Origin of the sequence: Patiriisocius sp. Uisw_017 (assembly GCF_047731265.1) — a bacterium.
In the GTDB taxonomy this organism is placed as follows: domain Bacteria; phylum Bacteroidota; class Bacteroidia; order Flavobacteriales; family Flavobacteriaceae; genus Patiriisocius.
This window is the reverse complement of sequence record NZ_CP159835.1, coordinates 228,881-254,334: the sequence shown is the minus strand read 5'-3', so window position 1 is coordinate 254,334 and position 25,454 is coordinate 228,881. Positions and strand designations below refer to the sequence as shown.

Here is a 25,454-nt window from a genome sequence, read left to right as displayed (position 1 = left end):
AACGTACTTTTATATTTTTGCAATAAATCTTTTTTTACTTTTTAAAATTCAATTCGGACTATTTTGCAAACCATAATTCTTGCTAATTTATTGTAAATTTGTGCTTGTTGCTTAGCTTTATAAAGAGCAAAAATTAAACTATGTTAGATAAACTTCAAATAGTAAAAAATAGATTTGATGAGGTAAGTGATCTTATCATTCAACCGGATATAATTAGCGATCAAAAACAATATATTCAGCTTACAAAAGAGTACAAAGATTTAAATGCTTTGATTAAAAAACGTGAGCAGTATCTTATGGCAACGGAGCGAATAGCAGAAGCTAATGAGATTCTTGCAGATGGAAGTGATGCAGACATGGTTGAAATGGCCAAGATGCAATTGGACGAAGCAAAATCAAAAATTGAGACTCTTGAAGAAGAAATTAAGTTTATGCTTATTCCTAGAGATCCAGAAGACGCTAAGAATGCTGTGATGGAAATAAAAGCAGGAACTGGCGGTGATGAAGCAAGTATTTTTGCAGGTGATTTACATCGTATGTACACAAAATATTGTGAAAGTAAAGGTTGGAAAACGAGTGTTGTAGATTTTAGCGAAGGGACAAGTGGAGGTTATAAAGCCATCCAGATGGAAGTAGAAGGCGATGATGTCTATGGAACGCTAAAATTTGAAGCTGGTGTCCATCGAGTACAAAGAGTACCGCAAACAGAAACACAAGGTCGAGTGCATACCAGCGCTGCAACTGTTATGGTTTTTCCTGAAGCAGAAGAGTTTGATGTTCAAATAGAAATGAAGGACGTTCGTATAGATTTCTTTTGCTCCTCAGGACCTGGTGGTCAATCTGTAAATACTACGTATTCTGCGGTTAGAATAACCCATGTTCCTACTGGTTTAGTAGCACAGTGTCAAGATCAAAAATCACAACATAAAAATAAAGAGAAGGCTTTCAAAGTGCTTAGATCAAGACTCTATGATTTGGAGTTGGCAAAGAAACAAGCCGAAGATGCATTAAAACGTGGTTCGCAAGTAACCAGTGGAGATCGAAGTGCAAAAATTAGAACCTATAACTATTCTCAAGGACGTGTAACAGATCATCGTATCAATCTCACGCTATATGATCTAGGTAATATTATAGATGGTGATATTCAAAAAATTATTGACGAACTTCAATTGGTAGACAATACAGAACGCCTTAAGGAAACAGGAGAATCTTTTTAACTAATTTGTTCTGATTATAAAATTGAAAAGCCAATATGACTACGTCTAAATTAGTTTCTGAAATAAAAAGTAAAAGGTCATTCTTATGCATTGGTCTGGATGTTGATATAGATAAAATACCAAAACACCTTTTAGAAAGTGAAGATCCAATATTTGAATTCAACAAGGCTATTATTGATGCTACAAATCATCTCGCAGTGGCCTATAAGCCAAATACAGCCTTTTATGAAGCCCAAGGGATTCAAGGCTGGAAAGCGTTAAAAAAAACAATTGATTATCTCAATAAAAACCATCCAAGCATTTTTACCATTGCTGATGCAAAAAGAGGCGATATAGGAAATACATCTACTATGTATGCAAAAGCATTTTTTGAAGATCTTGGATTTGATTCGGTTACAGTAGCACCTTATATGGGTAAGGACTCTGTAGAGCCTTTTCTAAGCTTTAAAGACAAACATACAATCCTTTTAGCGCTAACTTCAAACGAGGGAGCATTTGATTTTCAAACAAAAAGTATAGAAAATAAGGAGCTTTATAAAACGGTTATTGAAACATCAAAAGACTGGAAAAACTCGGAAAACTTGATGTATGTAGTAGGTGCTACTAAGGCGTCTTACCTGGGCGACATTAGACAAATAATTCCAGAGAGCTTTCTTTTAGTTCCTGGTGTTGGAGCCCAAGGAGGAAGTCTAGCTGATGTATGTACTTATGGAATGACTAAAAATATTGGTCTTTTAATTAATTCTTCTAGAGGAATTATTTATGCTTCTTCTAAAAAGGATTTTGCTGAAAGTGCTGCTGCTGAAGCTGAAAAAATACAAGTACAAATGAAACGTATATTGGATGCATATTAGCGACCAACTTCAAAGGAAACTCACTTTTTCAAAAACACCACAACGAATCATCTCCTTAGTACCTTCTCAAACTGAATTGTTAGTTTCATTAGGCTTGGAAAAATCTATTGTAGGAGTAACGAAGTTTTGTGTTCACCCTGTAGATATAAGAAAGAATACAAAGGTTGTTGGTGGAACAAAAAATATAAATTTTGATAGGGTTAGGCTTTTAAGTCCAGATATTATTATTTGTAATAAAGAAGAGAATACCAAGGATATTGTAGAGACTGCGGCTACAATTGCAAAAGTTTGGGTCAGCGATATTTATACTATTAATGACGTACTCAGAATGATCACTTCTTTAGGGGAAATTTTTGATGTCGTTGAAAGCGCAGACAATCTTATTTCAAAAATTCAAACGGCAAAGAAAGATTTCCAGTTATATATGTGCAATAAACCAAATAGAAATGTGGCGTATCTCATTTGGAAAAATCCTTATATGGCTGCAGGAAAAAATACGTTTATCAACCACATGCTTCAATTAAATAAGTTTGAAAATAGTGTCAATCTTGAAGATATTAGATACCCAGAAGTGGACTTTTCTTCAATTAAAAGTGTTGAAACAGTACTTTTGTCATCAGAACCATATCCTTTTAAAAATTCTGATTGTGAAGAAATAAAAAATGCACTTGATGTTGAAGTGCGTCTTGTTGATGGAGAATATTTTTCTTGGTACGGTTCGAGACTTATAAGAGCATTTGAGTATTTCAAGTCGCTCCACTAGCTTATTTATGTGCTAGCTTTAAGTTTAAGTATTCTATTTCTTTAAACACTTCATTTGCTAATTTTTTGACTTCATTACTGCGTTCTCTATCATTTAAAGAGGTAGAAAATGATTTTCGCATAAGGCTTGTATGTTTCTCTTGAAGCTTTTCTAAACGCGTTTTTCTTTTAAAAATTGGATGCATAATTAGGCTAATTTTGTATAACAAAGTTATAAGAAATGAAAAATAGTAATAATTAAGGTTTAGTTAGTATTAATAGGTATTGTGCCAATAAATCTATGTATTAAGTTGTTATGCCTTAATCTTGTAATGCAAATACTTGGCGTAACAAATTTGTAGTCCTAGATGCGGTATTAGTTCTAATCTGTTTCTCTTCCTGTCCAATCATAGTAAACACTCCTTTAAGCGCTTCATTTGTGACATAATCTGTCAAATCAGGATTTACATTATTTGTAAAAGGTATTGCATTATATTTGTTGATGATATTTGTCCAAATCTTATCTGCCCCTACTTTAGAGAATGAATTTTTTATAACTGGATTAAATTTCAAGTACAATGCTGAATTAGTTCTGTTTTTTAAATAACTAGTAGCTGAATTATCATTGCCTAAGAGTATATTTTTAGCATCGTTAAAAGTGATTTCTTTAACAGCAGCTACAAATATGGGAGTGGCTTCTTTTATAGCATCTTCTGCAGCACGATTTAGTACTTTTAAACCTTCATCAGCTAGGCTTCCTAAGCCAATGTCTCTTAGGGCATTGTCTACTTTTTGTAATTCTTCAGGCAATAAAATTTTGACCAGATTATTTTCATAAAATCCATTTTTATGGGTTAGTTTGGTTACCTGTTTGTCTATTCCAAAGTCTAAGGCCTCCCTTAATCCGCTGGCAATGGTAGCATTGTCCAAACCAGTAGCAATTGGTATTGTATTGGCTATTTGTTGCAATTCAGCACAAGAAGTAGCAATAAAGCATATGGATATTAAAAGAATTTTCTTCATTATTTAAAAAGCTTAAATTAAAAAAAGGCTCTTTTCTGAAAGAGCCTTTTAAATATAAATATATATGTAAATTATTTAATTACTTTGATAGTTTTAGAAGCATCGCCTATGGTAACATTTACTAAATACGTGCCTGATGCCAAGCTACTCATGTCAACAGAAGGGGATATTGTATTAGGTGCAGTGTTTACAACAATTTTTCCTAATAAATCATAAACAACCACACTGTTAACCGTGGCTTTAGAGTTGATGTTCAAAATGTTTACCACTGGGTTCGGATGCACACTAAAGAGGTTTTCATTAAAATCTTCTGCTCCTAATGTTGCTTCAGTAATCAATATGTCATCAACGTATCCTTCATTATTATCACTTGCAGAAAAGAAGTTAATTGCTGTTAATCCTTCAAAAACTTGGTCTCCAAATTCGAAAACTTGACCCGTGAACTGTTCGGTTCCATTAATACGCATTCCCCAAGTTTGAGCATCCAAGTCATAGATATTTTCTACTGTGAAAAATTCATCTTCTGGGAAAGTGAAATCAAAATCAAATGTTGTACAGTCTATTACTCCTGTAACACCACCAGTTCCTGGGGTAGATCCATCACAGTTAAAATATACATTACCTCCCATTAAAGCTTGTTCCCAAGGATCTCCTTCTGGAGTTAGCGCAGCTTGCATATTTATGTAGAAAGATTTTCCAGCAGGAATGTAAAGTTTAAATTCTACTATGTACGTGCCAGTTGTTGGGGCTCCAGGAATTATGAGTAATTGATCTATTACTCCAGAATCGTCAATAAGTAATGAGTTTACTCCAGAAGAAGCAAAATCAGTAACGATGCTTCCATCATCCGGACCACCGTCAACGCCTGACCACGCTCTCCAAACTGTAGATTGGCTTGCAAGTGGGCCTTCTAAGTAGTCCTCCATGTCATCTTCTAATAATTGAGCATTTGCTGTAAAAGCAAAACCAAAAGCCGCGAGGGCTAAAATGTAAATTTTTTTCATCTTTTTTTTTTTAATTAAACTAATACTCTACAAGGTATAAAATTTGTCTAGAATAAACAAAATTTTTAAAATGTTTTATGATTTGACTATTTGTTTTAGCTCCAATTGATAGAGTATTTTATTTAACTTTTCAGTTGTTATAAAAGCACAGTTTGGATTAATAGGTTCCGCTATATCTGCACCTAAATGACAATTAATGGTGATTGTATTAACTCTTTTGGATTTTCACCGTGCCCAAGATAGTATTAGAGGTACAGCACTTTCATTTTAAAAGGACATTGTTTATTTAATTAAGAAGATGAATACACTATTAGCAGTGGTAATGGGTGGGTAATGATTTCGGTTTAAGGGGAGTATTATTAAAGTTACTTTAATAATAGAGGGGCAGACTTGTTACTAGAAAAGAATGCGAGAAATAGAAAATAAAAAAAGGCCCTAACAAATAAGGCCCTTTCAAATTATAAATTGTGAAAGTAAATTACTTGATCACTTTAATAGTTTTTGATGCATCACCAATAGTAACATTTACTAGGTACGTTCCTGAGGCCAATTGACTCATGTCAATAGCAGGAGATACTGCATTAGGAGTAGTATTCACAACAATTTTTCCAAGGAGATCATAAACAACAACGCTATTTACAACTGCTTTAGAACTAATGTTCAATGTGTTTACAACTGGGTTAGGATATACACTAAATGGATTTTCGTTAAAGTCTGTAGCGCCTAAAACTCCTTCTACAAATACAACCTCATCCATAAAGAAATCAGTATTAGCATCGTCAGCCCAAATATCTACAACGTCAAAAGTTCCGCCTAACTCAAGTACATCATCATAAATCTCATCACCATTCATGGTAACTACAACTGTATCAGCATCAAGATCCATGGCCCAAGAAAATGTTACCCATTCTTCTTGAGGAATAACGAAAGGATCACCTACAACTGCGTTTCCAGCGTTTGTAAAAGTTGTACCTACAGTCGCATCATTAAAACGCATTTGAAGTCCAAAAGCAACAGTAGATTCAGACATAGTTCCAAGAAATCCTGAGCTACCATCTGTTAACCATACTTTATATTGCCATGTGAAAGTCCCACCAACGGTAGGTCCAAAAGATAACAACATGTCATTGCCTCCAACAAAGTGTACTGCATTAACTCCATTTGAAGCTTGGTCAGTACTCACCAGAGCGTCTTCAGCATCACCTGTACCACCACTCCAAGTACCCCATAATGGACTTTGATCAGATATTGGTCCAGCTAAATAGTCTTCAAAATCGTCTTCGAATTGAGCATTTGCCGTAAAAGCAAATCCAAATACCACAAGGGCTAAAATGTAAATTTTTTTCATAATTTTTGTTTATAATATGTATAAATATAGTTTATAATATGCAATATAGTATTTAATGACGAGCAATTGGTTCAAATACGTTTCTTTTAATCTCAATTATTCATTTCCTTTTTTTTAAAACGGGCTATTTATCGTTAAATTTGCGGTCTCAAAATATATCACATGCAACAAACAACTCCATACAAACCCAAAAACAAAGTACGCATTGTAACAGCAGCTTCGCTGTTCGATGGTCATGATGCTGCAATCAACATTATGCGTCGTATCATTCAATCTACTGGGGTTGAGGTTATCCATTTAGGTCATGACCGGAGCGTAGAAGAAGTGGTAAATACAGCTATACAGGAAGATGCCAATGCAATTGCTATAACCTCCTACCAAGGAGGGCATAATGAGTACTTCAAATATATGTGTGATTTATTGAAAGAAAAGGGTGCGGGTCATATTAAAATTTTTGGAGGAGGAGGAGGCGTAATTTTACCTTCTGAAATTAAAGAATTAATGGATTATGGAATTACCAGAATCTATTCTCCAGATGATGGTCGCGAACTTGGGCTTCAAGGAATGATTAACGATTTGGTTCGAACTTCAGATTATCCAATAGGGGACTCGTTAAATGGAGAATTAGAAGAATTAGCTTCAAAAAACCCAAAGGCAATTGCTCGTATTATTTCCGCAGCAGAAAATTATCCTGAGATTGCATCCGAAACGTTAAAGGCTATTCATGAGAAAAATAAAACCCTCAAAACTCCAGTACTTGGTATTACGGGTACAGGCGGTTCTGGCAAGTCTTCTCTGGTAGACGAACTAGTACGACGTTTTTTAATCGACTTCCCAGAAAAAACAATCGGTCTTATTTCTGTAGATCCTTCTAAGAGAAAAACAGGGGGTGCTTTATTAGGAGATCGTATTAGAATGAATGCCATTAATTCACCTCGTGTATACATGCGTAGTTTGGCAACCCGTCAATCTAACTTGGCACTTTCTAAATATGTTGCTGAAGCTATTGAAGTAATTAAAGCTGCTGAGTATGACTTGATAGTTCTCGAAACTTCAGGAATTGGACAGAGCGACACTGAAATTATAGAACACAGCGATGTGTCCTTATATGTAATGACACCAGAATTTGGGGCTGCTACGCAATTGGAAAAAATCGATATGCTCGATTTTGCAGATCTTGTAGCCATCAATAAGTTTGATAAAAGAGGCTCCCTTGATGCACTTCGCGATGTGAAAAAGCAATATATGCGCAACCATCAATTATGGGAAACGCATCAAGATGATTTACCTGTTTATGGTACTATTGCTTCTCAATTTAATGACCCAGGAATGAACAAGCTCTACACCGCAATAATGGCAGAGCTTCAAGAAAAAACAGAAACCGACCTTAAGTCTTCTTTTGAAATTACAGATGAAATGTCTGAGAAGATTTTTGTAATTCCACCGGCAAGAACAAGATACCTTTCTGAAATTTCAGAGAATAATAGAGCTTATGATAAAACCGTAAACGAACAAGCTGAAGTGGCTCAAAAGCTCTATGGAATATATAAAACAATTGAATCCATTTCCGGTCACAAACCTGAATTAGATAAAGCGGGAATCGCTTCAGAAAGTTTAAAGTCTTCAGGCATTGTGACAACTGAAGTTATAATGGAAGCAAAAGAAAATAAAGATTTACTGAAACTTTTGATAGCCGAATTTGACCGTGTAAAATTAAATCTCGACCCTTATAATTGGGAAGTAGTTACAGGCTGGGATGAGAAGGTTAACAAATATAAAAACCCGGTCTATACTTTTAACGTAAGAGATAAAGAGATAAAAATAGAGACCCATACAGAGAGTTTATCTCATACACAAGTTCCAAAAGTAGCCTTGCCAAAATACCAAGCTTGGGGCGATATTTTAAGATGGACACTGCAGGAAAATGTACCTGGTGAATTTCCGTATACTTCAGGATTGTACCCTTTTAAAAGAACAGGCGAAGATCCTACAAGAATGTTTGCGGGAGAAGGAGGGCCAGAAAGGACGAACAGAAGATTTCACTATGTGAGCATGGGGCTTCCTGCTAAAAGACTTTCTACTGCATTTGATAGTGTTACGCTCTACGGAAATGATCCCCACCATCGCCCAGATATCTACGGAAAGATTGGTAATGCAGGAGTATCCATTTGTTGCTTAGACGATGCTAAAAAATTATACAGTGGCTTTGATTTAAGCCACCCAATGACTTCGGTATCGATGACTATTAATGGTCCAGCACCAATGTTATTAGGGTTCTTTATGAATGCTGCTATTGATCAAAATTGTGAAAAACACATTAAAGAAAAGGAACTCGAACTTGAAGTTGAAAAACGAATAAAAGAAATTTATACTCAAAGAGGGGTTGAGAGGCCTACCTACCAAGGCGACTTACCCGATGGAAATGACGGTCTTGGCCTTATGTTGTTGGGCGTGACGGGAGACTTAGTATTGCCAAAAGAGGTGTACTATAAAATCAAGGCAGATACGATGATGCAAGTGCGTGGAACCGTACAAGCCGATATTTTAAAGGAAGACCAAGCGCAAAATACTTGTATTTTTTCTACAGAATTTGCGCTGCGTTTAATGGGGGATGTGCAACAGTATTTTATTGAAAAACAAGTGCGTAATTTTTACTCAGTTTCCATTAGTGGGTATCATATTGCCGAGGCGGGAGCAAACCCAATTACTCAATTAGCCTTTACACTTTCTAATGGGTTTACTTATGTGGAGTACTACCTAAGCCGTGGAATGGATATCAATAAGTTTGGACCTAATCTATCGTTCTTCTTTAGTAATGGAATAGATCCAGAATATTCGGTAATTGGTCGTGTGGCACGTAAGATTTGGAGTAAGGCATTAAAAAGTAAGTATAAAGCCAACCCAAGAGCACAGATGTTAAAGTATCACATCCAGACTTCAGGACGCTCATTACACGCGCAGGAAATAGACTTTAATGACATTCGCACCACTTTACAGGCACTCTATGCTATTAATGATAACTGTAATTCGCTGCACACAAATGCATATGATGAGGCAATTACAACACCTACAGAAGAAAGTGTGCGTCGTGCTATGGCAATCCAATTGATAATAAATAAAGAATTAGGATTGGCTAAGAATGAAAACCCAATTCAAGGAAGCTTTATCATTGAAGAACTAACAGATCTTGTTGAAGAAGCTGTATTATTAGAATTTGATAGAATTACCGAAAGAGGTGGTGTACTTGGGGCAATGGAAACCATGTACCAACGCAGTAAAATACAAGAAGAAAGCTTGTACTACGAAACGTTGAAGCATACTGGAGAGTTTCCAATTATTGGAGTAAATACTTTTTTAAGTAGCAAAGGTTCACCAACGGTTCAGCCTGCAGAAGTAATTCGTGCTACTGAAGAAGAAAAGTTATACCAAATAGAAACATTAAATAATTTGCACAAATCTTTTGAGGATAAAGCAGAAGAATCTATTAAAAAAGTACAAAATGCTGCCATTAACAACGAGAATATGTTTGAACAATTAATGGAAGCTACTAAAGTTTGTTCTTTAGGGCAGATAACCGCTAAGTTATTTGAAGTAGGAGGACAGTATAGAAGAAATATGTAAGCAGAGAACCACTTCTCTCGAAGAGAAAAGTGTGTAAGTCACTTATAATGAGTATTTAGAAGGATTATTTTGTGCTAATTTTTATTTGAAAGGACACCGAGAATCGCTTATCCTATGCTAAATATTGCAGTAGTAGCTAGTACGCTTCAAAAGGAACATCGAGAACTCAATGCTTTTATAAGTATGGCTATATTAAAATTGTTGGCAGAATAATTACAAGGTCAACATCCAGTTGCGCTGCAGACGTCTAAACTTCTTGATTTCTTTCCTTAATAATGGTAAAAAGTCTTTTCCATTAGTCCTTGTTTTTTCAAGAAGTTCGCAATTTTTATATAAAGAAGCCGTGAGTTTATTCAAAGAAACTACAGATTTATATCTGTCCTCTTGAAAGGTTTGTTGTTCGGCCTTTAAAATTTCAGGTGCTAAAGAAACACTTTGCTGTACAATATCTCCTGAATAATAAAATGCAGGATCTTCCATATCGTGATCAGTCATTGCAGATATATCATCAATTAGATAGCTAGCAATACTTCTTGACAAAGTAAAAATATCTTGTGCCTTTGTATAGATAGGCGAAGCGTTAGATAAGGGGTTTATTGAAGCACTCATTGGTTTTTAAATTCATTTTTTCGGTAGCAAATCAAATGTACTAACAAGTTCAAAAAATATAACTGCAGAATCTAAAGTAAAATTGTAAATTTGGCTTCGTATTTAAATTAATTTTAAAAAATACTTTAAAATGAAAATAGATTCAATTAATTGGAATATTTTGAGACTGTTACAGAAGAACGCAAGAACGTCTAATGCAGAAATAGGGAGAACCGTAGGAATTACATCGCCTGCCGTTAGCGAACGAATAAAAAAAATGGAAGATGTTGGACTTATATTGGGATACAACACAATGGTGTCTCCTTTTGAAGCGCAATATCAACTTAAAGCTATTATTACATTGCGCGCATTTATGGGGAAATTAAAACCTTTTCTCGAAAAAGTAACCACGTATGATGAGGTTTTAAATTGTTATCGAATTACAGGTAATGAAAATATAGTAATGGAAGTAATTATAAAAAATCAGAAACACTTAGAAAAATTTATAGATCAGCTCATTGTATATGGCGAAACTAAAACCCAAATTGTATTATCGCACGTTGTAGCAAACAATAGTATAAAATCTCTTTAATTGATCTTGAGTTTTAAAGACAACGTTAAAATGTGCTTAATGGTTTTTCTAAAAATGGGGTGTTGAAAAATATCAAAGGGCGCTGTCAATTCACTATTAAAAGTGCTGTCCATTATTAAAAGTGTGACCTTATAGTTGTTGGGTACTAGCTTCGGAAATTGTTTATCATTGCTTTCAATCGTCGGTTCTTCTTTCCGAAGTATTTCCGCAGGAAAACACTGCAATTGTCGCTATAATTAAAAAGAGACTTTTCATCTTAAAATCAATGTATTTGTTCAAATTCTAACCATACAAAGGTTTAATCTTGAATCGTTTTAGATTTTTTTAAGGATTGGTATAGCCATAATGTAAGTACTGAAACGAGTATTAAAACACTAAATAGTGCAATCCAGTTGGTGTTGTAGCCAAATTGATTTACCATATTCATACCTGCTAAATGTCCAAACAAATGCGACATAGAAAAACTTAAACTAAATAAACCCATATAACTGCCTTTTCTTCCTTTTGGCGCCATAGAAAGCGCCAATGCGCTTGCAAATGGAGAGCCAATCATTTCACCAATTGTCATTAAGACCATTCCAATAACTAGAATTCCGCTCCAAGAGTTACTATACAATACGATAAAACTTAACGCTAAGAAAATATGGCCCCAAAAAATAGCAATCGTTTTTGATATATTAATTCGCTCAAGCCAAGCTACAAGTGGCATTTCAAAAATAACAATGATCGCACCATTAATAAACATCAACAAACCAATAAGGTCTTCTGATAGAAAATGGACCTCTTGATAATACAAAGGAAGTACAGAAAAGTATTGTACAAAAGCAATACTACCAAAAACCATAATAACAAATAATAGCAAATACCATTTGTTGCGATAAGGTGAAATTCCTTCTTTAATCAAGGGTTCTTTTTTCTCTTTTTCAATAACTTTCTTTGGTTTTAGAATAATAAAAAGCAGCAACGAAGCAAGCGCACAGGTAATGCCATCTATCCAAAATAAAGCTCCGTAACTTACGCGGGTAATTAAAAGCCCACCAATTAGTGGTCCTATAGAAAAACCAAGATTTATGGCAAGTCGTATTAATGCAATCCCTCTAGTAACATTGCCTGGTTTGCTATAGGCATCTGCCGCTACAAAAACTGCAGGACGGTACGCATCGGCCATCAAAATCATAACGAAAACACCAATACAAAGTGAATAAAAGGTGTCTAAAAACTGAAGCGCAATAAAACCCAATCCTCCAAAAAACAAACTCATTACAATTACTTTGTGGTATCCAACGCTGTCTATTAATCGTCCGCCAACGACAGTTCCTACCATAGATCCAAGGCCGTAGCAGGTCATAATAATTCCTACTTGCGGCAGTGTGAATCCTTTTTCACTCACCAAGTAAAGCGACAAAAATGGGATCACCATCGCGCCCGCTCGATTAATAAAAGTAACAAAAGACAACAACCAGATTTCCCGAGACAGTCCAGAGAAGTTGGCGATATAGTTTTTGTAGATTTTTTTCATTTGGTTGGTTGTTGCAGGTATAAAAATAAAGCGTCCTGATTAAAACCAGGACGCTTTGATATTGATAAAATTGATTTTTAGATTTTCAAGACAAAAAGACCCTTTACTGCTTTGCGCGCACTTACTTGGTTTGGGTATGATTTTTTGTTATGGAGTACACTAGATTTTTTTTCCAGTACCCAAAATTATTCATTTTTTTATTAATCCACAATTCTTTTTAACGCTTTTGCAAGTTTGTATCCTAAAGTTTTATACGCTTTGTTCATTCTGTTAAGATTGGGGCCAACTCCTTCATCATCATCTTTATTATAAATACCTTCTGGTCTTTTTCTTTCTGTGGAAAAAATTAGAGTTTATGGGCTTTCTGTTTCGTAAAAAGTAATGTGATTTGTTACTCTTGCCGGTTTGCCTAAAATGCCTATTTTCTAATCAAAATACACTCAGGTTGTTTCAATTTGCATTGTATAATTTTCTTCCGTAGTATTCAGTATAAAAATTGGTGCATTTTTATAACTCCCTATTTTTTTATTTAATGCTTTAATAAAAGTTTTACCAAATCTGGTTTCGATAGAGTGCATATTCTTTAGGCCAGTTTAGTGCTTCCTTTTTATTATCTAGTCTAGTAGTCTTTTTGCGCATATTTTTTTGAGATATTGTTGTTCAGAAATACCATCTTCTACAATAATACGGTCCATCATAAATATGTCATTCAAAGATTCTTGAGAGGTTAAAAAGGAAAGCTTATTTTTATGAATATCTATATGCTGAGAGAATATTGGAGTGACAAAAAGCAAAAGGATGAGTCTCGTTGCAAATAACTTCACAAGCTATTTTTTTTAAAAAGCACTTATAACGTCAGCTTTTGAATCTGTATCTTTATAAAAATAAACACGCAAAATTAATATGATAAAACTACTTTTCTTACTTGTTGGGATTTATTCAATCAGTATAAACGCACAAAGAGATTCTCCAGAATATATTGAAGCAGCTGAATATCAAGCCAGCGAAAATGAAAAGTTTAGCACTGTTGAAACGACTATTTTAACAAAAAAAGATTTTAAAAAATTTAAAGCATTAGATTTTTATCCAATTAACCTGAAATGTAGAGTTGAAGCAAAATTTGTTAGAACTCCCAATGAGCCCCCTTTTAAAATGACCACCACAACGGATAGGCTTGTAGATAAAATTAAATATGGCAAACTTCATTTTGAAATAGACGGGAAAAAGCTACAACTTAATTTATATCAGAGCGTACCTCCAATGGAAGATCCAGAATACATAGACTATTTGTTTTTACCATTTACAGATCTTTCAGGAGGTGAAGGAAGCTATGCCGGCGGAAGGTTTCTAGATGCCCGTATCCCAAAAGGAGCTACAATGATCATTGACTTTAACAAAGCATACAACCCTTATTGTGCTTATAATAGCAGGTATTCTTGTGAGATTCCTCCTTTAGAAAATCACCTAGAGGTTCGTATTGAAGCAGGGGTAAAGGATTTTGGGAAGCATTAATTATGGAATACAGGTTTTAGGTCAGGCAAAAAATTTCGAAAGCCAAATACCTCCGAAAACAGCAAGCGTTCCTAACAGTAAACTTCCGAAGGAATATAGAAGAAATCCACTAGTGTTTCCAGATTTCAACAGTTCAAAATTTTCGAATGCAAATGCAGAAAATGTTGTGAAACCACCGCAAAAACCAGTAGCAAACAGTAAATAGAGTGATGCATTACTACTATGGTTTTTTAAAAGTTCGCCAAGAATAATTCCTATTAAGAAGCTGCCTAAGACATTTACCGTAAGAGTTCCTAACGGAAATAGCGAACTAGATACATTCACAAATTGACGCCCTATTAGGTAGCGCAAAACACTGCCTAATCCACCACCAATAAAAACGAGTAATGCTGCTTTCATTTAATTTATGTCTTCAGGTTTTGTTTCTAATAAAGGGATATAGATCTGCGTCACCCATTTAGCAGGATTTGGATTTTTTGCTGGGTCTACTGGATAGACTTCAAACATCTTTGCAGTTGGGTGTTGGGTGAGCTTGTTTTTTGCGACATATTCTATCGCCTTTTGATAAGCTTCCTGTAAATTTTTATAATTTCCTTTGAGTGTTGTTTTCAAAGTTACAACAGGTTCCATATAACCGGTGATTACTGGGCTTCCATTTGGAGTTTCTATTTTTTCTCGAATGGGTACTCCTGATGAAAAGATCACAGTACCTGCAGCATTGTCCATTTGATTATAGATCGTAAATGGTGCCCCAGACATTTGGATTTTATTTTTTTCCATATAACCCGACACTTCTCCTAATACTTGTTCCGTCTTCAGGCCAATATCTTGCATTCTAGAGGATGCCGAAGCATACATATAATAACCGCCCCCATATTGAGTAATACCATCTATATTAATATCGTATTTATCCATATCTATGGCAACATCCCGCGCAATTCCGTCGAGGCCTTGGCCGTTCGTTTTGTGCATTTCTGAAGGAAAATCCATATCACTAAATTTATAAAATGCCTTATCCATTAATGAATGCTCTCCTTTCATTCCCCAAGTTATTTTAGTGCCTTCTGGAACTTCTTCAAATTTCCAATATACTTTAGGGTTTTTTTCCCCTGCAAGAGTGTGTAGGGTTAAATCTTGAAGTATTTCTTTATTAGGAATTACTTTCGTCGTAATCATAGCTCCATCCATATCTTTGCCGTCCCAAGAATAGGAGGCACCTTCTCCAATCGTTTTTTCAGCGTATGTAAAATTCATAGATGGATCCTCTAGTTTCCAAGGTCCCCATTCTTCCCAGCTTTTATAGTCATTCACTTTATTAAATACCACGCTAACGGGCGCATTAATTACTTTAGTATCTTGAATATCATAGTTGCCATCCTGAATACCAAAGTAAACGGCACCAGCAATTAGCAGCAGTAGAATAAGTAGAAAAAAATATTTTAAAAATTTCATTTTTATTGGTATTCATTGTTTCGTTAAAGATAGGTATTTTTTAAAAGTTATAAACTACTGTATTAGCTTGGTTTCATTAAGTTTAAGACAGGAAATAATTTAGTATATTCGCAACAACTAAACACTTTAAAATGAAACAAAAATTTATGTTATTGGTTGCTTTTGCAGCTATTTTAATCGTTGCTTGTAACGAAGGCAAAGAAAAAGTAAGCCCAAAAGATGAAACAGCTCAAGTTGAAAAGCCTGCTGATTTTAATTACAATGTTGGGCAATTTGCAGATATAAAAGTATTGCGCTACCAGATCCCTGGTTTTGAAGATTTAACACTTAAAGAGCAAAAGTTAGTCTATTATCTAACACAAGCAGGTTTAGAGGGTCGTGATATGATGTGGGATCAGAATTATCGTCATAACCTCACGATACGCTCTGCATTTGAGAATATTTATACCAGTTATAGTGGGGACAAAACGAACGATGATTGGAAAAATTTTGAAATCTATTTAAAGCGCGTTTGGTTCTCCAATGGAATCCACCATCATTATAGCAATGCTAAAATGAAACCAGATTTTAGCAAAGAATATTTAAATCAATTATTAAAAGAAACAGGCACAATATTAGAAGGTGAAGCTTTTGAAATTTTATTTAATGACAAAGACAGAAAGAAAGTAAACCTTTCTAAAGATGCAGATATCGTTTTAGAAAGCGCGATTAACTTTTATGGTCCAGATGTTACCACAGCAGATGTGGAAAAATTTTATGGTGCTATAAAAGTAAATAAAGAAGAGCCTATTGAGATTGGTCTTAACTCTCGTTTAGTGAAGAAAGATGGAAAACTTGTTGAAGAGGTTTATAAAAGTGGAGGTCGTTTTGGACCTGCCATAGATAAAGTAATTGGCTGGTTAGAAAAAGCACAAGGCGTAGCCGAAAATGAAAAACAAGGGATAACTATTGGACTGTTAATTGAGTATTATAAAACAGGTAGTTTAGATACTTGGGATGACTATTGTATTTCTTGGGCAACAAGCACTGATGGAAACATAGACTGGATTAATGGCTTTATTGAAGTATATAATGACCCTAAAGGATATAAAGGAAGTTATGAGACCGTAGTGCAGATTAAAGATTTTGATATGTCTAAGAAGATGGCTGCTTTAAGTCAGGACGCACAGTGGTTTGAAGATAATTCGCCTCTGATGGCAGAGCATAAAAAGAAAGAAGTAAAGGGTGTTAGTTATAAAACAGTAATCGTTGCTGGTGAAGCTGGAGATGCATCGCCAAGTACGCCAATTGGAGTTAATTTACCTAACAACAACTGGATTCGTCAAGCACACGGTAGTAAGAGTGTTTCTTTAGGAAATATAATCAATGCATACAATAATGCAGGTGGAAGCGGAAGGTTAAAAGAATTTGCTCACGATGATGAAGAAATTTCCTTAGAAGAAAAGTATGGAAAAAATGCAGATAAATTACATACTGCTTTACACGAAGTTGTAGGACACGCAAGTGGACAAATCAATAAAGGAGTAGGTACTCCAAAAGAAACGCTAAAAAGATATAAATCTACTATTGAAGAAGGGCGTGCAGATTTATTTGGTCTGTATTACTTGATGGATCCTAAATTGGAGGAGCTAGGACTCGTGGACGACTGGGAAAAAACTGGGAAAACAGCCTATGACGGTTATATTCGTAATGGTATGATAGGTCAATTAGTTCGTTTAGAGTTAGGAGATGATGTAGAAGAAGCACATATGGTGAATCGCCAATGGGTGAGTGCTTGGTCATACGAACGCGGAATGAAAGACGGAGTGATTGAAAAAGTAACGCGAGATGGTAAGACGTATTATGACATTAAAGATTACAAAAAATTACGAGCCATCTTTGGTGAATTATTAAAAGAGACACAACGTATTACTAGCGAAGGGGATTATGAAGCGGGAAAAAATCTAGTAGAAGATTACGGTGTAAAAGTAGATCAGAAATTACACGCTGAGGTATTGGATCGTAACAAACAGTTTAAATCGCCTCCTTACAGTGGTTTTGTGAACCCAGTAATAGTTCCTAAAATGGAAGATGGGGAAATTTCAGGATTTAGCATTGAGCAACCAGAATCTTTTGAAGAGCAAATGTTGATGTATGCTAAAAACTATAGCAATCTGACAAGTAAGAATTAATTAAAACAAAATAGTTATTTGAAAAGTCCCTTGTAAAGAATTACAAGGGACTTTTTTTTGTTAAGACTAGTTTGTGTCGGGATTGGGAGCTTAAAAAATATAAAACCAAATTCGATTTTACTTTTACGATATATAAAGGGTATTATAAATTCTAAAAATCATATTTTTTATCAAGAGCATAACGCAATAGTTCGCCTTTTCCTTGCAGCCCCAATTTGCGAATCATATTCTTACGATGTTTTTCGACAGTAGATACAGAAGTAAACCTAAAAGCTGCAATTTCATTGCTGGATTTGCCTTGGCCTATAAGCCTTAATATTTCTCGTTCGCTTTTTGATAACACCGATTTTTTTTCTGAGGAACTACTATCATCCCCTAAAATATCTGGGTTGATATCGCTATCGAAGAATTGTTCTCCTGTCGCTACTGCTCTAATGGCGCTAAGCACATCTTCTAAAGGACTATTTTTAAAAAGATAGCCACTTGCACCTGCAGCAATCATTTGTCTAACAGCATCTTCTTGGTCAAACATACTGAAACCAATGATCTTCGTATCTGGAAATTGTTTTTTAATAATTCTAGTTGCAGCAATGCCATCAATTTTGGGCATTTTAATATCTGTTATGACAACATCTGGCTGTTTTTTTTCAACGATGCTTATGAGTTCTTCACCATCATTTGCGGTACCTACTATGATAATGTCTTCTTCATATTTAAGAAGTAAGTTTATGCCGTCTACTAGGGATTGATGGTCCTCGGCTATTGCTATTCGTATCATAAAGGTATGTCTATTAAAATGGTGGTTCCTTTTCCTGGTGATGAGTCTATTTCTAGGGTTCCTTCTAGGTGTTCTACTCTGCGGTCTATACTACTAAGCCCCATGCCGTCTTTATCTATATATTTTGAAAAATAAAATCCTTTACCGTTGTCTTCTATTATGATAGAGAGTGTGTCATCATGTTGGGTAATGTTTATACCAGCTTCAGTGGCTTTAGCGTGTTTCACAATATTGGTGATGAGTTCTTGTATAATTCTGAAAATAGTTATTTCTAAACTCCCATCTAACCTATTTTCCAAGCCAAAATCCCGCACTTCCACAACCAATTCATCATTTGTGGAGACATTTCGGGCTAGCTTTTTTACTGCTGGCAATAAACCGTTTTTTGCAATAACTCCGCTATTTTTAACGTGCGCCATGGAACGGACTTCTTTATAAGCATCTTCTAATAATTGCCCAGTTTTAGAAAAGAGTAATTGTGTTTGCTCTTGCGGTTGCGTGATTTTTGAAAGGTACTCAAACTGCAATTTTGCGGCTGCCAGTGTTGCTCCAACACTATCATGTAAGTCGCTTGCTAGCCTATTCCGTTCTTTTTCTTGCCCATCAATCATTGCATTAATAGAGATAATTTCTTGTTCTTTAAGAAGCTTTTCTGTTTTTTGGATTTCAATTTCGCTTTGTTGCTCTGCGATGCGTTGTTTGCGTTTTGTGTTTTTGAAGAGGAGGAAACCTATTAGACTCACTCCAAAAATTCCTCCTACCAATCCTAAAACAATGTTTTCTTTTTGTTTGTTTTTTTTTTCTGAAATAAGAAGTTGTTTTTCTTTTTCGGCGGTTTGTAATTCAATCTCAAGCGAAGAATTTTGAATGCTATTTTCTTTATAATCCAATTCGTATTGTTCTTTTACAGATTGGTTTAAAAGGTCGTAAGCTCTTTCATAATTTCCTAAGGCATTGTGGTGTTTTGAGCTGAATTTATTGATGTAAATATTACCTTTCAAAGTATTTGATTTGTCTATAAAACAAGATGCTTTGTCTATTGCAATAAGACCTTTCTTGTATTCTTTCTTTTTATAATATATTTCTGAAATTCTAATATATGACCTAAAGACTAAATAGTTTAAAAAAGGAATGTTTTTAGAATGGTCAATGACAAAGTTGTACTTCACTAAAGCGCTGTCTAGATCTTTGTCGTATTCAAATTGTACCGCCTTTATAGCATTATAGAGTGTGAAAAAAGCATGGTCTTTTTTAAGGTGTACCAACTCTTGTTCTAAAACTATAAATGTTTCGTCAATTAGATCCTCATCGCGATAAGTAATAGCTTGATATAAAAAGTAGAGGGTATATAATTGTACCCAACACTTTTCAATGGGTGATTTAGATATAAATTTTAATTCTTTTAAATATTTCTCATAATGGTTGTGAGTTTGCGCATATTCAAAATGATAGAATTCTAAAATTGCTAGTAGGGTTATTTTTTGTAAATCCTGATTGCCTAAAGTTTTAGAAATTTCACGGGCCTCAAAAAAGTATTTTAGCGTCTCAGATTCATAAGGGGTGTAGTACAATTTATAATATCCTAATTGTAGAAGATTTAATATTCTAATTTCTTTTGGTGTTTCATTTTTTAGGGGTGGCAAAAATTGATGTGATTGCTGCCCTGCTTTAAATATTACTTCACCTAACGAAATTGCTTGCGCCTTGTAAAGATCATTCTTTGAGATATTTGCAAGTTGAATGGCTTTTTTATATTCTAAATCCAACAAAGATTGTATATGTCCAGAAATAGGAAAGTCGTCTTGTGCTTTAAGCGTAGGTTGTAATAAAAATAGAAAACCTAAAGAAAAATAAAAGAATGAAATAGCTTTAATATTCACATCACAAGATTATTTTACTGTATCCACGAGGGCAAATATATCCAGGAGCAGCTAATCCTTCTTTATTGTCTATTACCGCTACACATTCAGTTGTAAATTGATTTTTGACTTCATTCGTTCTAGTACCGTCATCTGTTTCCCTTAGAACTCTAAGAAAACTATTTGCTTGTAACTTGATATTCAGATTATCAATGTCATAGTCTGGTTTGTCTAAATTTTCGACTATCTCAACAGTCAAGGTTAAACAGTTTATGTCGACTGCCTCACTCCTTATAGTTCGTACATCATTCCCATGTTCCATATGAAAATTGTTCAAAGAAGCATTTTTTATAAGACAGTTTTTTTGTTTACTATAATTAATAGCAAAAAGAGATAATTTTTTTAGAATCCCATTTTTTACTGTAAAGTTTCCATATAACCCTACAAATTGGTTATTGTACATGCTTCCGTAAATAAATTGGAGTCTATCATTTGACGCTTCGCTTAAGTGCACTGTACCAGAAATTTTCATAAATAATATTTTTAAGTTTTTATAAAATTAGTAATTGATACTATTCAAAGCCATACCCATTAACGGGTATATTTTAAAAGCCAATAAGAAATAGGCTAATAAAAAGTAGAAATAGGGTTAGGCAATGCCAAACTACATAAAACTCGTAAAACGAACAACTTATATCAAAAAAGAATTTTTCGCAAGTAATAGAAGAATACTTACTGCTTCAAAAAGTACTTAGCACACACTAACAATGCAATAAAAACTAAAAAGCCAATTAAAACCCAGAAGCTTCCTTTGTAGTACTTTTTATGAAGCTTAAGGTCACGACGGTAACTATAAATCATAATTACTACAAAAGCAATCGTAAAAAACAAAGCAAACATCCATTGACCGGTACTAAACATAAAAGGGTTTTTTAAGAATTACAAAAATACAACAGCCATTACTTTTTTTACCTCTGAAATACGAGTAATTTTATGGCAAATTAAGTACTAGAAATTCGTTTATTTATTTTGTAGATTCGAACAAATCACAAATTATAAGTCCCTGCCCTTTTGAAGGTGAGTTGAGAATACCCTGCGAAGCTAAAAGGAGAGTCTGCCCAGCATTGATTGCGGGGGGATGTTTGTTAAATTTTAAAACATTTCATTTAACGACGAAGCATAATTAAAATAGCCACCCGTCTTCACGGGCATTTAAAATGAAAGATAAAATAGCCGCCGTTCATAAATTCCACACTGCTTTTGGTCTAGGAATTAAAAATACTCCAACAGCAGATATTGGTAGAAAAAGAAATCTTTTGCGTCATGAATTGATGCGTGAAGAAAACGAAGAATATCTGGAAGCGGCAAATAATAATGACCTTGTTGAGGTTGCAGATGCCTTGGGAGATATGCTATATATCTTATGCGGCACCATTATAGAGCACGGTATGCAGGATAAAATCGTTGAAGTTTTTAACGAAATCCAACGCAGCAACATGAGTAAGCTTGGAGCTGACGGAAAACCAATCTATCGCGAAGACGGAAAGGTATTAAAAGGACCAAGTTACTTCAAGCCAAACATTAAAGAGATTTTAGATAAATAAAAATTTATAAGGATGATATAAGAGTCAAGGTTTTAAGTCCGTTTGTCTTTAGATGTGAAGCATTCGTTTTTTGAGGAGATTAAAAGAATGATTTTATTTCAGCGAAACGGTCTTTCTATTTTGTTCTTTAAGGGCAGTGGTTTTTATTTAATCAACTTTAATTCTCCAATTAAAAGAGTCTTCTGCTCGGTTATATTGGATGTCCATTAATTGTGTCTTAAATGTGGTAGCGTAGCTATCTTCTTGTTTCTCTAAATCGTATATATGTTCCTCAAAACTAAAAGCGCTTACAGGGCTAACAACAGCAGCAGTACCGGCGCCAAAAATTTCTTTTAAACTGCCGTTTTTAGTGGCAGCAACAAGCTCACTGACGGTCAATTTTTTAACTTCAGTTTTGACACCAGCCTTTTCAGCAAGTTTTAAAATACTTTTTCTGGTTACCCCGTCTAAAATCCGATCACTTATAGGGGCAGTGATTAAGGTGTCGTTTATTCTAAAAAACACGTTCATAGTACCCGCTTCTTCTAGATATTTGTGTTCATTACTATCTGTCCAGATAATTTGTTGAAACCCTTTCTCTTTGGCGAGATTAGTTGGGTAAAACTGCGCGCCATAGTTACCAGCGGCTTTTGCTCCACCCACACCACCATCTGCTGATCTACTAAAGTGGTCTGCAATAACCACTTTTACATCTCCTATATAATAGGCGTTTACAGGGGCCATTATGATCATAAATTTATACTCGGTAGATGGAGAGGCAGAAACACCAACCTGTGTGGCGATTACAAAAGGCCTAATATATAAAGAGTTTCCGGTGCCAGGTTGTACCCAAGCTTTCTCCATAGAAACGATCGTTTTTAAAGCATTCATCAAAATTTCCTCTGGAAATTCAGGAATCGCCATTCGTTTTGACGATTTGTTGATGCGTTCAATGTTTTGTTGTGGACGAAATAAAAATACATCTCCATTGTCATCTTTGTACGCTTTCATTCCTTCAAAAACAGCTTGCCCGTAATGAAAAACTTTTGCAGCAGGAGACATTGTTAGGTCTCCATAAGGCCTAATCGTTGGGGTTTGCCATACACCATCCTTATAATCGCATTCAAACATATAATCAGTGAAATTGGCGCCAAATGTTAGATTACTGAAATCTACAGTATCAATTTTTGATGTTTCGGCTTTAATAATTTTTAAGTCTGAAGTATGTGTTGTGCTCATGGAGGTCTCTAAATCTTTATGTTTTTACAAAAATAGATAAAATTTAGACTACAAAAAATCTAAAAAAACGGTATTTTTTTCATAAGTTAAATGCTTATTTTTACATTTTATCTTAAGACAATAACATATTCCTAGATTATGAAAAAAATTATTTTTATTTTAAGTATCGTGTTGGTACTTGTTAGCTGTAAAAACAATAAAACTTCTAACGAAGCAGTAGATTTAGCAGTAAACTCGAAACCAATACAAGACAAATATAATTCGTTTGGTGATGCCATTACAGATTTAAATGTATTGACGCAAAATCAAATTTCAGAAACTTATAAAAATTTAAAGCCTGGAGACACACTCAATGTAAAGTTTCAGGCTGAAGTTAGTTCCGTATGTCAAGCAAAAGGATGTTGGATGCGTGTTAATGTGGGAGAAGAGGAAGCGATGATCAAATTTAAAGATTATGCATTCTTTATGCCTAAAGATATCGCAGGACAAGAAGTAATTATAGAGGGTAAGGCTTTTGTGGCAGAAGTAAGTGTAGACGAACAACGTCACTATGCAGAAGATGGAGGCAGTACAAAAGAAGAAATTATGGCAATTACAGCCCCTAAGCGTACACTTTCTTTTGAATCTTCGGGAGTACTAATTCCTGTTGCTAAGACCGAATAAATTTGAAACGCACCTTTCTTAAAACTGGTGACGGTTCTGTAACCATTCATCTGCCAGAATGGGATGAGCAATATCATTCCAAGCACGGGGCCATTGCTGAAGCACAACACGTCTTTATAAAAACTGGTCTACATTATTTATTGGAATCCCAAGAGAGTTTAACTGCTACTATTTTAGAAGTTGGATTTGGTACGGGGCTCAATACGCTTTTAACCTTACTTGAAGCAAAAGACAAAAATCTTAAAATAAGCTATACAGGGGTTGAAGCTTATCCCGTGGATATTTCTGAAGTTGCGAGTCTAAACTACCCTGAGCTATTAAATGAAACACGGGAAGATTTTTTAAAACTTCATGATATCCCTTGGGAAGTTCCTGCTGAAATTACTCCAAATTTTCAAGTTCAAAAAACTAAAAAATTCTTCAAAGACATTTCCGAAAAGGATACCTATAATCTAATTTATTTTGATGCCTTTGGTGCACGGGTGCAACCCGAATTATGGACCGAAGAAATTTTCTTTAAAATGTTTCAGGCTTTAAAACTCCGTGGGGTTTTGGTGACTTACGCAGCAAAAGGAAGTGCTCGTAGAGCAATGCAAGCGGTAGGTTTTACGGTAGAACGTTTGCCAGGCCCTCCTGGAAAAAGAGAGATGTTGCGGGCGACTAAGCTTTGAGTCCTTTTCAAATTTATGTTTTGCCAAAAGTTGTTAAAGACTCTCCTAATGTTACGTTAATCCTCTTCAGTAAATAGAAGATTATTTATAATTTAGTTGAAAATTAAAACGCTTTGAAGACAATTTTGATTACCGGTGCTACAGGACTTATTGGTTCTAAACTTTCAAAAGAATGTATAGAAGATGGTATGACTGTTCATTACTTAACGACCAATAAAAATAAAATTGAAACAAAGGAGAACTACAAAGGGTTTTACTGGAGCCCTTACGAAGGAGAAATAGACGAAAAAGCATTTGATGGCGTTAGCGCAATTATCAATTTAGTGGGGGCTACGATTGCAAATAGATGGACAGAAAGGTACAAGAAAGTTATTCTTGATAGCCGTGTTAAAACGGCTAATTTAATTCTTGAGACATTAAAAAATATAGATCATTCTGTAAATCATTTTATATCTTCCAGTGGTGTTAGTGTCTATCCACATTCTGAAACCAAATTATATACAGAAGAGTCTACCGAAGTAGACAATTCTTTTTTAGCGCAGGTTGTTGTTGCTTGGGAAGCCGCTGCAGATCAATTTATATCTTTAGGGATTGACGTTGTAAAAGTTAGAACTGGGGTCGTTTTCTCAGGAGAAGATGGTGCACTACCAAAATTAGTAAAACCAGTAAAAATGGGTATGGGGGCTCCTTTAGGGAACGGAAAACAATGGCTTTCTTGGATACATATAGACGATATTGTAGGTGTTTACATGCATATTATGAAACACAAATTGGAAGGTGTTTATAATGCAGTTGCGCCAACACCTATAAACAATAGAAAAATAACAAAGCTAATTGCTCACAAGTTAGATATGCCTATGTTGCTTCCTAATGTTCCTGCTTTTATGCTTAAACTGCTCCTTGGAGAAATGGCTGTTTTAGTATTGGAAGGTCAAATAGTAAGTCCAAAAAAAATAGAAGAGCAAGGGTATAAATTTGCTTTTTTTAACGTGGAAAGTGCACTTAAAGATTTGTTGTAA

The 25,454-nt window shown here is 34.8% G+C and carries 24 protein-coding genes; 11 read left to right on the top strand and 13 right to left on the bottom strand.

Features of this window, described 5'->3' with window-relative positions:
• Positions 1–140: 140 nt before the first annotated feature.
• The 3 genes from prfA to ABXT67_RS01095 are packed head-to-tail and all read left to right on the top strand — an operon-like array spanning position 141 to position 2,834.
• Positions 141–1,217 carry a peptide chain release factor 1 gene (gene prfA / locus ABXT67_RS01105; RefSeq protein WP_415375453.1) on the top strand — a complete coding sequence of 359 codons (1,077 nt, stop codon included), beginning with the start codon at positions 141–143 and terminating at the stop codon, positions 1,215–1,217.
• Between the two features lie 35 nt (positions 1,218–1,252).
• The gene (gene pyrF / locus ABXT67_RS01100) at positions 1,253–2,071 is read left to right on the top strand and encodes an orotidine-5'-phosphate decarboxylase (RefSeq protein WP_415375452.1); all 819 of its coding nucleotides are present in this window, start codon (positions 1,253–1,255) and stop codon (positions 2,069–2,071) included.
• Positions 2,061–2,834 (top strand): helical backbone metal receptor, encoded by a 774-nt coding sequence (locus ABXT67_RS01095; RefSeq protein WP_415375451.1) that lies wholly within the window; start codon positions 2,061–2,063, stop codon positions 2,832–2,834. Before pyrF ends, ABXT67_RS01095 begins: the two co-directional genes overlap by 11 nt.
• A 1-nt stretch (position 2,835) precedes the next feature.
• Here the strand turns inward: ABXT67_RS01095 and ABXT67_RS01090 are convergent, their stop codons facing one another.
• The 4 genes from ABXT67_RS01090 to ABXT67_RS01075 all read right to left on the bottom strand — a co-directional run bounded on the left by ABXT67_RS01090 (position 2,836) and on the right by ABXT67_RS01075 (position 6,187).
• Complete coding sequence (locus ABXT67_RS01090; protein WP_415375450.1) at positions 2,836–3,018, bottom strand: Lacal_2735 family protein; 183 nt, start codon at positions 3,016–3,018, stop codon at positions 2,836–2,838.
• A gap of 115 nt (positions 3,019–3,133) precedes the next feature.
• The gene (locus ABXT67_RS01085; RefSeq protein ID WP_415375449.1) at positions 3,134–3,835 is read right to left on the bottom strand and encodes a DUF4197 domain-containing protein; all 702 of its coding nucleotides are present in this window, start codon (positions 3,833–3,835) and stop codon (positions 3,134–3,136) included.
• A 71-nt stretch (positions 3,836–3,906) separates the two neighbouring features.
• On the bottom strand, positions 3,907–4,839 hold the full coding sequence (locus tag ABXT67_RS01080; protein WP_415375448.1) for a T9SS type A sorting domain-containing protein: 933 nt from the start codon (positions 4,837–4,839) through the stop codon (positions 3,907–3,909).
• Between the two features lie 478 nt (positions 4,840–5,317).
• Positions 5,318–6,187 (bottom strand): T9SS type A sorting domain-containing protein, encoded by an 870-nt coding sequence (locus tag ABXT67_RS01075; RefSeq protein ID WP_415375447.1) that lies wholly within the window; start codon positions 6,185–6,187, stop codon positions 5,318–5,320.
• A gap of 162 nt (positions 6,188–6,349) precedes the next feature.
• Here ABXT67_RS01075 and ABXT67_RS01070 point away from each other — a divergent pair, with 162 nt between their 5' ends.
• Positions 6,350–9,808, top strand: a complete 3,459-nt coding sequence (locus ABXT67_RS01070) for a methylmalonyl-CoA mutase family protein (protein ID WP_415375446.1) — start codon at positions 6,350–6,352, stop codon at positions 9,806–9,808.
• Positions 9,809–10,021: 213 nt separating this feature from the next.
• Here the strand turns inward: ABXT67_RS01070 and ABXT67_RS01065 are convergent, their stop codons facing one another.
• Positions 10,022–10,417 (bottom strand): hypothetical protein, encoded by a 396-nt coding sequence (locus ABXT67_RS01065; protein WP_415375445.1) that lies wholly within the window; start codon positions 10,415–10,417, stop codon positions 10,022–10,024.
• A gap of 130 nt (positions 10,418–10,547) precedes the next feature.
• Here ABXT67_RS01065 and ABXT67_RS01060 point away from each other — a divergent pair, with 130 nt between their 5' ends.
• Positions 10,548–10,988: an Lrp/AsnC family transcriptional regulator gene (locus tag ABXT67_RS01060; RefSeq protein ID WP_415375444.1), complete on the top strand. Its 441-nt coding sequence runs from the start codon at positions 10,548–10,550 to the stop codon at positions 10,986–10,988.
• A 298-nt stretch (positions 10,989–11,286) separates the two neighbouring features.
• Here the strand turns inward: ABXT67_RS01060 and ABXT67_RS01055 are convergent, their stop codons facing one another.
• Positions 11,287–12,507: an MFS transporter gene (locus tag ABXT67_RS01055; protein WP_415375443.1), complete on the bottom strand. Its 1,221-nt coding sequence runs from the start codon at positions 12,505–12,507 to the stop codon at positions 11,287–11,289.
• A 614-nt stretch (positions 12,508–13,121) separates the two neighbouring features.
• Positions 13,122–13,331: a hypothetical protein gene (locus tag ABXT67_RS01050; RefSeq protein ID WP_415375442.1), complete on the bottom strand. Its 210-nt coding sequence runs from the start codon at positions 13,329–13,331 to the stop codon at positions 13,122–13,124.
• A 79-nt stretch (positions 13,332–13,410) separates the two neighbouring features.
• On the opposite strand from ABXT67_RS01050, the gene ABXT67_RS01045 reads away from it, so the two are divergent.
• Entirely contained in the window at positions 13,411–14,019 is a 609-nt protein-coding gene (locus ABXT67_RS01045; protein ID WP_415375441.1) for a DUF1684 domain-containing protein, read from the top strand.
• 21 nt (positions 14,020–14,040) lie between these two features.
• Here ABXT67_RS01045 and crcB read toward each other — a convergent pair whose 3' ends face one another.
• Positions 14,041–14,418 (bottom strand): fluoride efflux transporter CrcB, encoded by a 378-nt coding sequence (gene crcB / locus ABXT67_RS01040; protein ID WP_415375440.1) that lies wholly within the window; start codon positions 14,416–14,418, stop codon positions 14,041–14,043.
• Positions 14,419–15,471: an SRPBCC family protein gene (locus ABXT67_RS01035; protein WP_415375439.1), complete on the bottom strand. Its 1,053-nt coding sequence runs from the start codon at positions 15,469–15,471 to the stop codon at positions 14,419–14,421. It abuts the gene before it with no gap.
• A 131-nt stretch (positions 15,472–15,602) separates the two neighbouring features.
• Here ABXT67_RS01035 and ABXT67_RS01030 point away from each other — a divergent pair, with 131 nt between their 5' ends.
• On the top strand, positions 15,603–17,642 hold the full coding sequence (locus ABXT67_RS01030) for a dipeptidyl-peptidase 3 family protein (RefSeq protein ID WP_415375438.1): 2,040 nt from the start codon (positions 15,603–15,605) through the stop codon (positions 17,640–17,642).
• Positions 17,643–17,793: 151 nt separating this feature from the next.
• On the opposite strand, the gene ABXT67_RS01025 is transcribed toward ABXT67_RS01030, so the two are convergent.
• The 3 genes from ABXT67_RS01025 to ABXT67_RS01015 are packed head-to-tail and all read right to left on the bottom strand — an operon-like array spanning position 17,794 to position 20,811.
• Positions 17,794–18,420 carry a response regulator gene (locus ABXT67_RS01025; RefSeq protein WP_415375437.1) on the bottom strand — a complete coding sequence of 209 codons (627 nt, stop codon included), beginning with the start codon at positions 18,418–18,420 and terminating at the stop codon, positions 17,794–17,796.
• Positions 18,417–20,300, bottom strand: coding sequence for a sensor histidine kinase (locus tag ABXT67_RS01020; protein ID WP_415375436.1), 1,884 nt, complete (start codon positions 20,298–20,300; stop codon positions 18,417–18,419). Before ABXT67_RS01020 ends, ABXT67_RS01025 begins: the two co-directional genes overlap by 4 nt.
• 1 nt (position 20,301) lies before the next feature.
• On the bottom strand, positions 20,302–20,811 hold the full coding sequence (locus ABXT67_RS01015; protein WP_415375435.1) for a hypothetical protein: 510 nt from the start codon (positions 20,809–20,811) through the stop codon (positions 20,302–20,304).
• 685 nt (positions 20,812–21,496) lie between these two features.
• Between ABXT67_RS01015 and ABXT67_RS01010 the strand changes: the two genes are divergently transcribed.
• Positions 21,497–21,883 carry a hypothetical protein gene (locus tag ABXT67_RS01010; RefSeq protein ID WP_415375434.1) on the top strand — a complete coding sequence of 129 codons (387 nt, stop codon included), beginning with the start codon at positions 21,497–21,499 and terminating at the stop codon, positions 21,881–21,883.
• A 147-nt stretch (positions 21,884–22,030) separates the two neighbouring features.
• On the opposite strand, the gene ABXT67_RS01005 is transcribed toward ABXT67_RS01010, so the two are convergent.
• A complete protein-coding gene (locus tag ABXT67_RS01005; RefSeq protein ID WP_415375433.1) occupies positions 22,031–23,101 on the bottom strand; it encodes a branched-chain amino acid aminotransferase in 1,071 nt (356 codons plus the stop codon).
• Positions 23,102–23,239: 138 nt separating this feature from the next.
• On the opposite strand from ABXT67_RS01005, the gene ABXT67_RS01000 reads away from it, so the two are divergent.
• The 3 genes from ABXT67_RS01000 (at position 23,240) to ABXT67_RS00990 (ending at position 25,454) form a co-directional block, all read left to right on the top strand.
• A complete protein-coding gene (locus ABXT67_RS01000) occupies positions 23,240–23,764 on the top strand; it encodes a DUF4920 domain-containing protein (RefSeq protein WP_415375432.1) in 525 nt (174 codons plus the stop codon).
• A gap of 2 nt (positions 23,765–23,766) precedes the next feature.
• Positions 23,767–24,435: a tRNA (5-methylaminomethyl-2-thiouridine)(34)-methyltransferase MnmD gene (gene mnmD, locus ABXT67_RS00995; RefSeq protein ID WP_415375431.1), complete on the top strand. Its 669-nt coding sequence runs from the start codon at positions 23,767–23,769 to the stop codon at positions 24,433–24,435.
• 113 nt (positions 24,436–24,548) lie between these two features.
• Positions 24,549–25,454, top strand: a complete 906-nt coding sequence (locus ABXT67_RS00990) for a TIGR01777 family oxidoreductase (protein WP_415375430.1) — start codon at positions 24,549–24,551, stop codon at positions 25,452–25,454.